Source organism: Halobaculum litoreum (assembly GCF_030127125.1).
Lineage (GTDB): Archaea > Halobacteriota > Halobacteria > Halobacteriales > Haloferacaceae > Halobaculum > Halobaculum litoreum.
In genome coordinates, this window is the sequence record NZ_CP126156.1 from 2,336,142 (window position 1) to 2,350,294 (window position 14,153).

Annotated in this window: 13 protein-coding genes and 2 pseudogenes; 4 read left to right on the forward strand and 11 right to left on the reverse strand. The window is 71.1% G+C overall.

The window, feature by feature from the left end:
• Positions 1-114 precede the first annotated feature (114 nt).
• Complete coding sequence (locus P0R35_RS12780; protein WP_284012843.1) at positions 115-555, reverse strand: DUF2391 family protein; 441 nt, start codon at positions 553-555, stop codon at positions 115-117.
• Between the two features lie 281 nt (positions 556-836).
• On the opposite strand from P0R35_RS12780, the gene P0R35_RS12785 reads away from it, so the two are divergent.
• Together P0R35_RS12785 and P0R35_RS12790 are read left to right on the forward strand one after the other, a co-directional pair.
• The gene (locus tag P0R35_RS12785) at positions 837-2,018 is read left to right on the forward strand and encodes an aspartate kinase (protein WP_284012844.1); all 1,182 of its coding nucleotides are present in this window, start codon (positions 837-839) and stop codon (positions 2,016-2,018) included.
• 88 nt (positions 2,019-2,106) lie between these two features.
• Positions 2,107-2,700 (forward strand): DUF7090 family protein, encoded by a 594-nt coding sequence (locus P0R35_RS12790; protein WP_284012845.1) that lies wholly within the window; start codon positions 2,107-2,109, stop codon positions 2,698-2,700.
• Positions 2,701-2,735: 35 nt separating this feature from the next.
• Here the strand turns inward: P0R35_RS12790 and P0R35_RS16725 are convergent, their stop codons facing one another.
• The 7 genes and pseudogenes from P0R35_RS16725 to P0R35_RS12820 all read right to left on the reverse strand — a co-directional run bounded on the left by P0R35_RS16725 (position 2,736) and on the right by P0R35_RS12820 (position 7,343).
• Entirely contained in the window at positions 2,736-2,897 is a 162-nt protein-coding gene (locus P0R35_RS16725; protein WP_432765051.1) for a DUF7089 family protein, read from the reverse strand.
• Positions 2,855-3,598 carry a DUF7089 family protein gene (locus P0R35_RS12795; protein ID WP_432765007.1) on the reverse strand — a complete coding sequence of 248 codons (744 nt, stop codon included), beginning with the start codon at positions 3,596-3,598 and terminating at the stop codon, positions 2,855-2,857. The genes P0R35_RS16725 and P0R35_RS12795 overlap by 43 nt, the downstream gene beginning before the upstream one ends.
• On the reverse strand, positions 3,599-3,688 hold the full coding sequence (locus P0R35_RS16730) for a hypothetical protein (protein ID WP_432765008.1): 90 nt from the start codon (positions 3,686-3,688) through the stop codon (positions 3,599-3,601).
• Positions 3,689-3,812: 124 nt separating this feature from the next.
• Positions 3,813-5,324: an MATE family efflux transporter gene (locus P0R35_RS12800; RefSeq protein ID WP_284012846.1), complete on the reverse strand. Its 1,512-nt coding sequence runs from the start codon at positions 5,322-5,324 to the stop codon at positions 3,813-3,815.
• 314 nt (positions 5,325-5,638) lie between these two features.
• A pseudogene (locus P0R35_RS12810) lies at positions 5,639-6,297 on the reverse strand (Zn-ribbon domain-containing protein).
• A gap of 3 nt (positions 6,298-6,300) precedes the next feature.
• Positions 6,301-6,702, reverse strand: a complete 402-nt coding sequence (locus P0R35_RS12815) for a DUF2073 domain-containing protein (protein WP_284012848.1) — start codon at positions 6,700-6,702, stop codon at positions 6,301-6,303.
• Entirely contained in the window at positions 6,702-7,343 is a 642-nt protein-coding gene (locus tag P0R35_RS12820) for an Era-like GTP-binding protein (protein WP_284012849.1), read from the reverse strand. Before P0R35_RS12820 ends, P0R35_RS12815 begins: the two co-directional genes overlap by 1 nt.
• Before the next feature lie 970 nt (positions 7,344-8,313).
• On the opposite strand from P0R35_RS12820, the gene P0R35_RS12825 reads away from it, so the two are divergent.
• On the forward strand, positions 8,314-9,939 hold the full coding sequence (locus P0R35_RS12825) for a Cdc6/Cdc18 family protein (RefSeq protein WP_284012850.1): 1,626 nt from the start codon (positions 8,314-8,316) through the stop codon (positions 9,937-9,939).
• Positions 9,940-10,170: 231 nt separating this feature from the next.
• Here P0R35_RS12825 and P0R35_RS12830 read toward each other — a convergent pair whose 3' ends face one another.
• On the reverse strand, positions 10,171-10,968 hold the full coding sequence (locus P0R35_RS12830) for a S24/S26 family peptidase (RefSeq protein WP_284012851.1): 798 nt from the start codon (positions 10,966-10,968) through the stop codon (positions 10,171-10,173).
• Positions 10,969-11,110: 142 nt separating this feature from the next.
• On the opposite strand from P0R35_RS12830, the pseudogene P0R35_RS12835 reads away from it, so the two are divergent.
• Positions 11,111-12,776: pseudogene (locus P0R35_RS12835) on the forward strand (DNA-directed DNA polymerase II small subunit).
• Positions 12,777-12,908: 132 nt separating this feature from the next.
• Here P0R35_RS12835 and P0R35_RS12840 read toward each other — a convergent pair.
• Complete coding sequence (locus P0R35_RS12840; protein WP_284012852.1) at positions 12,909-13,595, reverse strand: metallophosphoesterase family protein; 687 nt, start codon at positions 13,593-13,595, stop codon at positions 12,909-12,911.
• Positions 13,596-13,679: 84 nt separating this feature from the next.
• Positions 13,680-14,108 carry a hypothetical protein gene (locus tag P0R35_RS12845; RefSeq protein WP_284012853.1) on the reverse strand — a complete coding sequence of 143 codons (429 nt, stop codon included), beginning with the start codon at positions 14,106-14,108 and terminating at the stop codon, positions 13,680-13,682.
• Between the last annotated feature and the right edge of the window lie 45 nt (positions 14,109-14,153).

Sequence of the window (14,153 nt, forward strand, 5' to 3'; positions counted from 1 at the left end):
GAGGGTCGGGCGGCGGAGCGGGTCGGTGGAGGGTCGGGCGGCGGAGCGGGTCGGTGGAGGGTCGGGCGGCGGAGCGGGTCGGCGCGGGCGGACGGGGTGGATCGCCGATCCCGGTCAGAACACGGAGTCGGCGGTCGCCGCGCCGATGACCGAGAAGACGGCGCCGACGCTCATCGCCTTCAGCGTGATGTACACCTGATCGCGCATCGACACCGGCGGCTCGACGTGGTTCGGGATGAGCGTCGCGGGGGCGTCGAACGACAGCGCCAGGATCGCGACCGAGAGGTACGCGACCGCGATGAGCGAGACGAACCGCAGGGGGATCCCGCCCACCTCGGCCTCGCGGTCGGGGTCGCGCTCGTCGTCGGCCTTGTAGAGGGCGCCGTAGCCGACGAGGAGCACGATGATCGCCGTCGTCACCGCCTGGTACCACTCCATCCCGACGGCGAGCCCCCACACCTCGTCGGTGACGACGAACGGCCCCGCGAGGAGGAACCCCCCGACGATCTGTTGGGCGGTGTCGGCGAGGGCGAACCGCCTGCTGCGTCCGACCATACCCGCTCGTGTCGGGGCGGGAATAAAAACACCCCGTGACGGGGAACACGCCCCGAACGGACCGCGAACGCCCGAGCGCGGCGGTTTCCCGCGCTGACGACCCGGACCGGCGGTCGACGGGAGGCACGGGGACGACCCGCCGATCGCGTCGTGTCGGCCGACCGCACCGCGGCGACCATTGCGACAGAGGACAGGGTTAAACAGCGACCCGTGTTATCCGGCGGCATGAATCTCCGAGAATCTCACGTACGTCCACCGGTCCGAACCGGGGTGGGCGCCTGATGCGCGTCGTCGCCAAGTTCGGCGGCACCTCGCTGGGGTCGGGCGACCGCGTCGAGCGCGCGGCCGACTCGATCGCGGCGGCCGTCGAGGAGGGACACGAGATCGCCGTCGTCGCCAGCGCGATGGGGTCGACCACCGACGACCTGCTCGACGAGATCACCTTCCAGGTCGGCGACCAGGACCGCGCGCAGATCGTCTCGATGGGCGAGCGCACCTCCGTCCGGATGCTCAAGGCCGCCCTCTCGGCCCGCGGCGTCGACGCCGTCTTCCTCGAACCGGGCGTCGACGACTGGCCCGTCATCACCAACGACGTCGGCGAGGTCGACGTCGAGGCGACGAGGGAGCGCGCGGCCGCGCTGGCCGCGAAGCTCGACGGCGTCGTCCCCGTCATCACGGGCTTCCTCGCGCAGACGCTCGACGGCGAGGTGACGACGCTCGGCCGCGGCGGCTCCGACACGACCGCCGTCATGCTCGGGAAGTACATGGACGCCGACGAGGTCGTCATCGTCACCGACGTCGAGGGCGTGATGACGGGCGACCCCCACGTCGTCGAGGGCGCGCGCAACGTCGCGCGCATCACCGTCGACGAGCTCCGCAACCTCTCGTTCCGCGGCGCCGAGGTGATCGCGCCCAGCGCGCTCGTGTACAAGGACGAGGGGCTCGACGTGCGCGTCGTCCACTACCAGCACGGCGACCTGCTCGGCGGCGGCACCCGCATCGAGGGGAGCTTCGAGAACCTCATCGACATGCGCGAGGAGGAGCTCGCGTGCATCACGGTCGCCGGCCGCGCCATCCGGAACCGGCCGGGGATCCTCGCCGACCTCTCGGAGGCGCTCCGGGAGGAAGGGATCAACATCGACGCCGTCGCCTCCGGGATGGACTCGGTGACGTTCTACGTCGACACCGCCGCCGCCGAGCGCGCCGAGGCGGCGCTCCACGACGAAGTGGTCGTCGGCGACGGCTCGCTCTCGTCGGTGTCCACCGAGGGCGGCTACGCCGTCATCCGCGTCATGGGCGGGGAGCTCCCGAACCGGCCGGGCGTCGTCTCCGACATCGTCGGCCCCATCGCCGAGGCCGGCATCACCGTGCAGGACATCATCACCTCCGCCACCTCCGTCGCCATCTTCGTCGCGTGGGACGACCGCGAGGAGGTGCTCGGGATCGTCCAAGACGAGTTCTGAGCGGCCGGGTTCTCGCCGCCGCCGCGCGCCGGGCCCGTCGGGCGTCGCCCCCAACGGATTTTAAGTCCGAGCGGCCGGTGTCGGTACCATGGACTACACGCTCGCCGTCGGCGACGTCGACACCACCATCCCCGGCGGAACGGGGGTCCTCCTCCTCCACCCGAGCATCGGCGAGACCGACCGCATCGACACGGACTTCCTGAAGGCCGACACGGACAACTTCCTCGTCGTCTCCACGCGAACCACCGCCCGCGAGGTCGAACAGAAGCTCGAACACTACGACGTCGACGAGTCGCGCGCGGAGATCCTCGACACCATCTCCGTCGAGCGCGGCTACTCGCGGCGCAGTTCCGACCACTTCCACTACGTCTCCGCGCCGGACGACCTCGACGGCGTGGTCGAGCAGGTAGAACGCTTCCTCTCGTCGCACGCCGGGAAGCGCCGCCTCAGCGTCGACTCGCTCACCGAGTTGGCGTACTACGCGGACGTCGACGGGGTGTACGACGCCACCGTCGAGATGCTCGACCTGCTCGGCGAACACGACGCCGTCGGCCTGTTCCACCTCTCCCACGAGGTCCACGACGACGACGTGCTCGACCGTTTCCGGTCGCTGTTCGACGTGGTGATCGACCTCGACGACGGCGGCGACGTGACGGTGAGCGTCGACCTCGACGAGGAGTAGTCGCGGCCCGACTTCGAAGGGGACCGCCGGCGACGCTACTCGGCCAGTTTCTCGAACGTCTTCTCGGCCCACCGCACCGCGTAGTCGGGGCCGTGTTCGCGGTACGCCGCGGTGTCGAGCGCCGAGAACGGCGCGGGCAGGTCGAGGTCGTGTTTCACCGCGGCGCAGGCGTACTCCGTCGCCGCCGTGAACGACAGCGAGCCGGTGGCGACCTCCGCCGAGAGGTCGTCGAGGCGGTCGACGAGTCGCTCGCCCGCGTCGACCCACGCGGCGTGGACCGCGGGGTGGTGGCGGTCCGCCGGTGGGTCGCGGCCGGCGGCGGTCCCCCTGCCGCGTCTGCCGCGTCGACCGCGTCGGCGTCGGGGTCGTCCCACGCCCGGAACTCCTCGCGGGCTTCGAGTCCGACCCACGCGTCGAACAGCGCGGCGGCCAGTTGGTACGTCTCGTTCGGCCCGAGCGGCGTCGCCGCGTCGAGGTCGCGGTACGCCTCGCCGAAGAACGGGAGGAAGTGTTCGGGCACGTCGAGCCACACCTCGACGAACGCCTCCGCCAACAGGAACCCGAGGAAGTCCTCGGGCGTCCCCTCGGCCCGCTGCTTGACGAGCACGGTCGGCGGGACGGTCTGGCGGGTCCACACGACGGTCCCGTCGCCGGGCATCCCGATGGTGAAGTCCGAGCCGGCGTAGCGCCGGAGCTGTGCGGGCGCGTCCTCGGGGAGCCACTCGGTCGGGTACGCCGCCGGGTCGAGGCGGTCGACGAGGAGGCCGAGTTCCTCGGCGGCCTCCGGCGGGACGGTCTCGAAGTCCGCGGCCGCGTCGAGGACGACGCTGTCCGGGGCGTACGCCTCGCGGACGGCCGCGACGTCGGCGCGCAGGTCGCGCCGCTCGAAGCCGGCCATCTACCCGAACGCGAGAACGAGGATGATGCCGACCGAGAGGACGGCCGAGACACCGACGGTACCGAGCACGATCTTCGTCGCCTTGCTCATGCCCCGACGTGGCGTGGCGTGGTGCATAAAGGCTTCAATACGCCGCCGCCGCGTCGCGCGGTCGCGGCGGTCCGTGGGTCGTTTCCTCGCGACGGGCGGCGTGACGCTCCCTCGGGGGACGGGCTCAGTCGGCGTCCGCCGACGCCCCCACGCCGGACTCGCGGGCGACGCGCTTCCACGCGTCGCTGTGGTAGCGCACGAGGTTGACGACCGCGCGGGCGTACAGGTCGCCGACGATGGCCGCGTACACCGCGATCAGCCCCAGGTCCATCCCGGGGAGCGGGACGACGAGCGGGGCCAGCCCGACCGTCGCCGCGAGCGGGCCGGCGAACAGCGTCACCGCGTACCCCGCGGGGAGCGCCAGCACCGCGATCGGCAGGCGGACGGCGTAGGTGCCGAGGAGGCCGCCGTACAGCGGCCACCGGGTGTCGCCGGCGCCGCGCAGGCCGCCGCGCATCGTCCGGGCCACCGCGAAGCCGGCGACGCCGAGGCCGAACACGCGGATGAACGTGACGGTGAGGTCGACGCTCTCGGAGCCGAACGCCGCCGCCAGTGGCCGGGCGAACAGCGCGATGAGCCCGCCGATGAGCAGTTGCGTAACGAGCGCGAGGCGGAGCGTCTGCCAGCCGTACTCGTCGGCCTCCTCCTCGTCGCCCGCGCCGATGGCCTGCCCGACGAGGGTGGAGGCGGCGGTGGAGTACCCCCACGCCGGCATCAGCGCCAGCAGCATCACCCGACGACCGATGGCGTACGCGGCGACGACCTCGGTGCCGAGGACGCCCAACACGAACAGGAACGGGAACCGGCCGAACGTCCGCGACAGCCGGGTGCCGGCCAGCGGGAGGCTCACCCGGACCAGTTCGCGCGCGACGTCGGTGTCCCACTGCTTGCCCCGGACCGGGAGCCGCACGGAGTACCGCCCCGACAGCAGCGCCCACGCGAACACGACGCCCGCGAGGGTGGTGGCCGCGACGGTGCCCCACGCGGCGCCGACGACGCCGAGTTCGGGGAACGGGCCGAGTCCGAAGATGAGCGCCGCGTTCAGCCCGACGTTCGTGGGGAGGGTGAGCAGCCGAACGTACATCGGCGTCCGGGTGTCGCCGGAGCCGGCGAGCGCCCGGGCGGCGATCATCGACCAGAAGCGGAACCCCACCGAGTACATCACCACGCGGAGGTAGTCGCCGCCGAGGGCGATGGTCCGCGGGTCGTTCGTGAGGACGCCGATCAGTTCCTCGCTGTAGAAGTGGGTGAACAGCGTGATCGGGACGGCGAGCGCGAGCGCGAGCCACAGCGACTGCTTGATCGCGAAGTTCGCCTCCGCCGGCTCGTCGGCGCCCTGGAACCGGGAGACGACGCTGATGGTGCCGGAGGTGAGCGCGAGCGCCAGCCCGAACGGGACGAAGTAGTACTGGAAGCCGAACTCCAGGGCCGCGATGGCGGCGCCGCCGGCGTACAGTCCCACCATCAGGAAGTCGGCCACCCGCAGGAGCGTCCGCAGTCCCCCCGTCACCATCACCGGGACGGCGAGGTCGAACGCCTCCTCGCCCTTCTCGCGGTCGAGCAGGCCGACCGCCGCGAGGAGGGCGGGGAACCGGAGCAGCGCCGACCGGACGCGCTCGCGCACCGAGGACAGCATTCGGGTCGGATCGGTGCCGGCGCCGGCAAGGCTCTACCGGAACCGGACGACGGCTGGAGAGAAGGGACCCGTTTCGGGTGGAACGGCGATCGAGGTCGGGAGGAGAGGGGGCCGGTTCGCGTGGAACGACCACCGAGGTCGGGAGGAGAGGGGGCCGGTTCGCGTGGAACGACCACCGAGGTCGGGAGGAGAGGGGGCCGGTTCGCGTGGAACGACCACCGAGGTCGGGAGGAGAGGGGGCCGGTTCGCGTGGAACGGCGATCGGGGCCGGACGAGGAGGCCGTCGGTTCGGGTGGAACGCCGGCCGCCGTCGCTCAGCGGTCGTCCCAGCTCTCGGGCATCTCGATGACGTAGCGGCCGTCCTCGCGCAGCGAGATGATGTACTCCTCGCGGTCGTACAGTTCCATGAGGTTCAGTTCGTACTGGCCCGGGCTGACGATGCGGATCGACTCGAACTGGTCGTTGAGCTTCTGTCGCAGCGCGTCGAGGTTCGGGTCGACCGGCTCGGAGTCGCCGCCGTCGTCGGCGGCCTCCGCGGCACCCCGGCGTCGGCGGTCGCGGACGACTCGCCGGGCTCCGGCGCCGCGGCGGCGATCTCGTCCTCGGAGACGATCTCCGAGCGGGCGCTGGCCTGCGCGCCGTCCTCGCCGGCGTCGGTCGCGGCCGGCGGGGTCGTCGCGCTCGGGTCGCCGTCGGCCGGCGTCGACCGCGACCGCTCCGCGGGAGCCGCCCGGTCCGCGACCGGCTCGGTCGCTGCGTCGGACCGGGTCGGCTCCGTCCGCTCCGTCCGCGCGGCGTCGGCCGGGGACGGCGACGGGTCCGACTCCGTCGCCGCGTCGTCCGCCGTCGAGGGGTCGCCCGCGCCCGCGGGCCGGAACTGGAACTTGTTGCCCCCGCAGTCCGGACAGCCCGACAGCATCTCCTTGGAGCCGTCGGCGAACGTGCGGCCGCAGTTGGTGCACTGGTGGGGCATCGACTACCTCCGGGAGACGAGCGCGCTGATGAGGTCCTCGTCTTTGTGCAGCGTCTCGATCTGGTTGGCCGGCCCGATCACGGTGAGCTTCTTCGGCGCCTCCTCCTTGCCGAGGAGGCGTCCCATCAGCCCCTGGTTGGGCTGGTGGGTCGAGGGGTACGTCTCGATCTCGATGCCGGAGAAGTCGTCGGGGCTGATCTCGGTCATCGTGACCTCGATGAGCTTCGACTCCTCCTCGGGCGACAGTCCCGCCTCGAGCACGACGATGTCGCCGTCGCGCACCGAATCGAGGATGAGGCGGATCTTCTCCATCGAGGTGAGCCCCTCCATGCGGGCGCCGCTGATGAGGTCGAGTCTGACCCCGTCGCCGGCGTCGCCGTCGTCGGGTGTGGTTGCCTCGGGCATTATCCGAAGTACTCCGCGATCTTCTCGTACACTTCGTCCATGTTGTCCCCCTCCAGCGCCGACAGCGGCACCGTCTCGTGTTGCGGGAACGCGTCGGAGATGCGCTTCACGTCGGACTCGTCGAGGTCGACCTTGTTCGCGAAGATGAGGACCGGCAGGTCCTGACTCTCGATGATCCCGATGAGCATCGTGTTCACCTGCGTGAACGGGTCCGTCGTGGAGTCGAGCACGTAGATGACCCCGTCGACGTCCTCGCGGAGCCAGTGCATCGCCTCGGCGACGCCCTCGGTCGCCTCGCGCGACCGCTTGACGGCGTCGTCCTTCTCCATGTCGTGGTCGAGGAACTCCTTGTAGTCGACCTTCGTCGTCACGCCGGGCGTGTCGACGATGTCGATGGTGACGGTCTTCCCGTTCCGCTCGATGGTGACGTTCTCCTTTCTGCGCGCGCGACGCGTCTCGTGCGGGATGTGACTCTCCGGCCCGACCGCGTCGCCGGTCCAGTCGCGGGCGATGCGGTTCGCCAGCGTCGTCTTCCCGGCGTTCGGCGGCCCGTAGATCCCGATGCGTTTGGGTTCCTCGTCGGCGAAGAGCCGATCGGTGACCCGTGTGATGCTATCCCTGAGATTGGTGAGCAGACCCATCCTGGCCTCCGTGCGCCTCCGTCCCGTGTGGAGGGCGTTATCGCCCCAAACCAGCCACGCCACTTAAGCACTACGTCAGACGGGTTACGTCACGCTTTCCGGCTCCCGGGTGGCCGCCGTCCGGGGAGCGCTCGACCGGAAGGAGGGGGCGGGTAGGGTCGGCGTCCGGTCGGGAAGGGTACCGCTACGGGACTGGCGGTCCGGAACCGACGGCCCGAGCGTGGACGTCGCGTGTCGCCGCGAGGACGAACCGTGGCACCCGCGACCGGGGGCGGTTCGGCCGCTGGCGACGCTAGCGGCGTCGGCTAAGCGGACGGTCTCCTGAACGGTGCCCGTCCGGGAGCGGCAGCGAACGCGGCGGTCGTGTCGAACGGCTGTCCGTTCTGCCCGGCTGTCCCCCCGTCGAGCCCCCGAGAAGGACACCCCCACCCCCTCGTTTCGGGTGGAACCCGCCTGAGGAGGTGGGTCGGGTTCCGGCGCCGCGGTTCTCTAGTTCACCCCACCACACAAAATAAAACCAATCTGCTAGTCGTGCGGATATTGTTGGCTGGCATTCGATATAAAGATGCCGGCATCTAGACGGACCCACCCCCACCCCCGTCCCCGTGCCGTTCCACCGGAAACGAAGGGGTGGGGGGGTTCGGATCGGCCCCCGGCGACGCCCGCCGAGATGCCGACGGCGGTACGGCCCGCCCCCTCTTTCTAGTCGAATCCGGTTACGCCGGACGAACCGGCTCCCGGTCGGCTCGACTCCCTCGCGGGGGACGGCCGCCGGTGTCGGACCCCCCGTCGCGAGGATCCCGTCCGAATAGTAACGCTTTTGAGGAGGCTGTCCGACCGTTTCGATTGCATCATCTGGACACCGGCCGTCCCCGAGGTGAGGACCAACTTCGACGGACACGGGGTCACGCGCCGTGATTCGGTGGGTGAGCGGTTCGGGTTCCAGTCGAAACAAAGGGGTATCCGATCGATGACACGGGACGAGGGAACGACGGAGGGATCGGCGGACGGGGCGAGCGACGCCGACACGGACACCGACGCCGAAGACGACGAGACCGGATCGAGCGTACGAACGGACCCGGAGGCGACGCCGGGAGGCGACGGCGACGAGCCGGCGTCCGCCGGCGGGTCGTTCCAGTTCGGATCCGGGTCGCGCTCGCGCGCCGACGTGGACCTCGACGTCGACGAGGTGTTGAGCGACGACGACGAGGCCAGCACGGGGCTGTTCGACGACCTGCTCTCGGGGGAACCGATCTTCGAGAACAAGGAGGTGCTCCGTCCCTCCTACACGCCCCACGAACTCCCTCACCGGACCGACCAGATCAACAAGATGGCGACCATCCTCGTGTCCGCGCTGCGCGGGGAGACGCCGTCGAACATCCTCATCTACGGGAAGACGGGGACCGGGAAGACGGCGTCCGCGAAGTTCGTCTCCCAGGAGTTGGAGTCGACGAGCCAGAAGTACGACGTCCCCTGCGAGGTCGAGTACATCAACTGCGAGGTGACCGACACCCAGTACCGCGTGCTCGCACAGCTGGCCAACAAGTTCATCGAGAAGAACGAGGCCGTCATCGACGAACGCCTCGCGGAGCTCCGCGACCTCCGATCGGCCGCGACGGACCACCCCGACGCGCTGACCGACACGGAGTTCGACGCCGTCGACGCCGTCGACGACCGGATCGCCGACCTCGAGGCCGACCGCGAGGAGATGGAGGAGGTGCCGATGACGGGGTGGCCCACCGACCGCGTCTACTCGACGTTCTTCGACGCCGTCGACTACCACGAGCGCGTCGTCGTCATCATGCTCGACGAGATCGACAAACTCGTCGAGAAGTCGGGCGACGACACGCTGTACAACCTCTCGCGGATGAACTCGGAGCTGAGCAACTCCCGGATCTCCATCATGGGGATCTCGAACGACCTGAAGTTCACCGACTTCCTCGACCCGCGCGTCAAGTCGAGCCTCGGGGAGGAGGAGATCGTGTTCCCGCCGTACGACGCGAACCAGCTCCGGGACATCCTCCAGCACCGCTCCGACATCGCGTTCAAGGGCGACGCGCTCACCGAGGACGTGATCCCGCTGTGTGCGGCGTTCGCCGCGCAGGAGCACGGGGACGCGCGGCGGGCGCTCGACCTGCTCCGGACGGCGGGCGAACTCGCCGAGCGCTCGCAGGCGGACCTCGTCGAGGAGGCGCACGTCCGGCAGGCGCAGGACAAGATCGAGTTGGACCGCGTCGTCGAGGTCGTGCGCACGCTCCCGACCCAGTCGAAGATCGTCCTCTTCTCGATCATCCTGCTGGAGCAGAACGGCGTCCACAACGTGAACACCGGCGAGGTGTTCAACATCTACAAGCGGCTCTGCGAGGAGATCGACGCCGACGTCCTCACGCAACGCCGCGTCACCGACCTCATCTCCGAGCTCGACATGCTCGGCATCGTCAACGCCGTCGTCGTCTCCAAGGGCCGGTACGGCCGGACGAAGGAGATCAGCCTCTCGGTCCCCGTCGAGGAGACCGAAGCCGTCCTCCTGTCGGACTCCCGTCTCGGCGACATCGAGGACGTCCAGCCGTTCGTCCAGGCGCGGTTCGACAACTGACCCGGCCGCCGTCCGACACGGCGGCTCACACCCGATCGTTTCGACTCCACCGCCCCCGCGGAGCCCCCGGTTTCGGACGCGATATCGGTTCCAAACGAAACCGGGGGGCGCGCCCCCGACGCGACCGGACGTGACCGGACGCGCCGTCCGTCGGCTGTCCTGTACGGGTGCATCGTCGACCGCGCCCTCGCGCTATCGGCCGACCGCTCGCGCTACCGGCGGTCAGTCGGGCTACCGGACGCCGAGCGCGACGGGTCCGGCGTTCGCGCTCCGGGGCGACGCGGCGGTCGGCGGCGACGGCTCGCCCGGCGGCGTCGTCGCGTTCGTCGCACCGCCGTCGACGGGAGCCGTCGGGGTCGCCGCGGCGACGTCGACGCCGGGCCCCGTCTGTGCGAGGATCGCCTCCGAGAACACGAGCCGGACGTAGCCGAGGTACGGGACGCGCACCCGGGCGACGCCGCGGACCCACTCGGGCTTCACCACGGGGGCGATGCCGCTGACCTGGTCGTACTGCGAGTTGGCGTCGCCCTTCGTGATGAAGCCGGCGTAGGGGGCGGGACACGACGGCACCTGCTCGCACGAGGTCGCCGGGAGGTAGTCGGGGTTCGCGCGGTCGACCCAGTTTTCCCCCTGTTCCACGTGCAACCGTGCCCGGTGGATGATCGGCGGCCCGCCCTCGCCGGGCGGACGGTAGACGACCACGGAGCCGGCCATCCCGAACGTGGAGTACCCCTCCACGGCCCCGGTCTCGTAGGTCACGACGCCGGTGTCGTCGTGGCCGAACGCCGGCGAGAAGCGATCGGGCTCGGTGATGAACACGAGGTCGCCGCGCTCCATGTGCGGCTCCATGCTCCCGGACTCGACGGCGACCATCGGCGGCCACACGCCGGCGATGGCGAACAGCAACACCCCCACCAGCGCGACCGCCAGCGCCGAGGAGAGCACCTCGCGGACGAACAACAGCGCGCCGCTGTCGGCCTGGAGGAACCGCGTCAGCGGGTCGTCGGGCGACCGCCCGTCGTCGCTCATTGCCCACACGAACCCGGCGGGCGGTGTTGAACCTTCTGTTACCCGCCCACACGGCCCGCCTCGGCGCCGCTCCCCGTCCCGCGGTCCCGCCGCCCGGCCGCCGTCCGCTACCCTTTTGCCCGCCGCCGGCTCACCTCGGTCCGTGCCGCTGGAGTCGTCCTCGCGTGTCGTGCAGGCGCTCACCAGCCGCGGCCTCAACGCCGAACGCGAGGCCGTGACCCTCATCGCGGAGTCGGCGGCGCCCGCGACGACGCTCGAGGCGGCCGTCGAGGCCGCCCCCGACGACGCGCTCGTGCTCACCGTCGCGCACGTCCGCGCGGCGCTCGAGGCCGACCCCGCGCCGGACCCGCCACAGGTCGACGGCGACTCGCGCCGGGACGGACCGACCGGGGGTCGCCCGCCGACCGACCCGCCGACCGGCCCGCCGACGCCACACCCGAGGCGTCCGCCGACCCCGAAGCGGGGGCCGGACCGTCCCCGTCCGCCGCGGCCGACGACCCCTCCGTTTCGACTGGAACCGACCCGACCGGATCGACACACGCGACCGGCGACGCTCCACGCGAAACAGGGGGGTCGGGATCGGCCGTCGGGAGCCGCTCCCCGACGAAGCCGGTCGTCGCCAACGACATGACCGGCGAGTCGACCGGGACGGGCGCGTACGACGAGTTCGTCGGCGTGTTCCGCGACCGCTACGAACGGCTGTCGGGGCAACTGCGCGGTCGGGTGAACCACCGGCCGGCCGACTCCGTCGAGGCGATGGGCGGCGGCGCCGACGTGGAGATCATCGGGCTCGTCAACGACATCCGGTCGACCGCCTCGGGCCACTGGCTGATCGAGTTGGAGGACACCACCGGGACGTTCCCGTGTCTCGTGATGAAGGACCGCGACATCGCGGACCTTGTGAACGAACTCCTCATGGACGAGTGCATCGCGGTGTCGGGGACGCTCGCCGACGACGCCGGCATCGTGTTCGTCGACGCGATCCACTTCCCGGACGTCCCCCGCACCCACCGCCCGAGCACCGCCGACCGCCACGTCCAGGCGGCGCTCATCTCCGACGTGCACGTCGGCTCCCAGGAGTTCCTCGCGGACGCGTGGTCCCGCTTCGCCGACTGGCTCCACACCGAGGCGGCCGAACACGTCGAGTACCTCCTCGTCGCCGGCGACATGGTCGAGGGGGTGGGCGTCTACCCCGACCAGGACGAGGAGCTGACGATCGTCGACATCTACGAGCAGTACGAGGCGTTCGCGGAGCACCTCAAGGAGGTCCCCGGCGACATGGAGATCGTCATGATCCCCGGCAACCACGACGCCGTCCGCCTCGCCGAACCCCAACCCGGCTTCGACGAGGAACTCCGCGAGATCATGAGCGCGCACGACCCCCAGATCGTCAGCAACCCCGCGATGGTCGACGTCGAGGGCGTGAACGTCCTCATGTACCACGGCGTCTCCCTCGACGAGGTGATCGCCGAGTTGCCCGCCGAGAAGGCCAGCTACGACGAGCCGCACAAGGCGATGTACCACCTGCTGAAGAAGCGCCACGTCGCCCCCCAGTTCGGGGGGTCGCACCCGCGTCGCGCCCGAGGAGCGCGACTACCTCGTCATCGACGAGGTGCCCGACGTGTTCCACACCGGCCACGTCCACAAACTGGGCTGGGGGGAAGTACCACAACGTCCTCGCGGTCAACTCCGGCTGCTGGCAGGCGCAGACCGACTTCCAGAAGTCCGTCAACATCGACCCCGACGCCGGCTACGCCCCGATCCTCGATCTCGACACGCTGGAGATGACCGTCCGCAAGTTCGTCTGACGGCGACCGCCGCTGGTCGGGCGACGACCCGCGTGTCTCGCCCGCGTCGGTTCCACCCGAAGCGACGCCCCCGTCGTTCGCCCGCCTCCCGTCGGTCGCGGCGAGGGCGGCCGGGGGCCCGCCGACGACTCGCTACCCGTCGGCCTCGTGGAGGGTCACGTCGACGTCGCCGTCGGCCGCCTCGACGGTCATCATGGTCGTCCGCGGCCCGGGGTCGGCGCCCGTCACGGTGCCCGGGTTCAACACCGTGACGCCGCGGCGGGTGTCCTCCACGACGCGGTGGCTGTGGCCGCCGACGGCGACGACCGTCCCCTCGGGGTCGGGCGCGCGGTCGGCGGCGGCCGCGACGGCGTCGGCGTCGGCGGCCTCGACCTCGGCCGGGACCGGGACGCACGCGCGCTCCAGTTCCGGGGTGACGCCCTCGGCGGCGACGACTCGGGCGGTCGTCGTCACCGCCGCCAGCCAGTCGTGGCCGTCGGCGACGACGCCCTCGGCGGCCATCCAGTCGTCGGGGTCGGGATCGGGACCGATCGTCGGGTCGCGGGTCGCGGGGTTCACCGCGCCGTGAACCGCGACGACGGTCACGCCCGCCGCCTCGACCGTCGCGACGGTGGGGAGGCCGATGTCGGCCGGGTCGATGTTGCCGCGGACGCCGGTCAACTCCCCGGCGAGGTCGCGGAACGTCGCGAGCGCGTCGGGCGTCTGGACGTCGCCGACGTGGAGGGTGTGGTCGGCGGCGGCGACGCGCTCGCGGAACCGCTCGGGGATCGCGTCGGCCCGTTCCGGGATGTGCGAGTCGGAGACGATCGCGAGCTCCATGGCCGAACGTGTCGGCCCGCGGACGTAGTTCTGCCGACGGGACCCGGCTTCGAGGGACGGACCCACGCCGCGCGACGGGCCGCCTCAGGGGTCGTCGGCGCGGTACCTGGTCGTCGTCTTCCCCTCGAAGCGGGGGCCGGCGCCGACTTCCGCGAACCCCGCGCTCTCGGCGGCCTCGCGGAGGTCGTCCTCGCCCTCGACGACGAGCAACTCGACGGCGAACGCCTCGGTCGCGGCGAACCGCAGCGGCTCCGCGAGCAGGCGCTCGGCGGCCGCGCGCGTGCCGCCGAACTGTGTGACGTGGACCGTGTCGCCGCGGACGTCGAAGCTGACGAACCCGAGCAGGTCGTCGGGGTCGGCGTCGAGGTCCTCGTTCGGGTCCGTCGCGGGTTCGTCCTCGACGGCGACGCGGACGGTTCGGTCGTGGACCAGTCCCCGCATCGCGTCGGCCGGGGCGTCCGCGATGGCCGCGAGCGCCTCGGCGTCCGCCTCCACCGCGTCCCGGACGTGCATACCGACGCTTGGACCGCATCCGTCCTAAACCCTCACCTCGCGTTC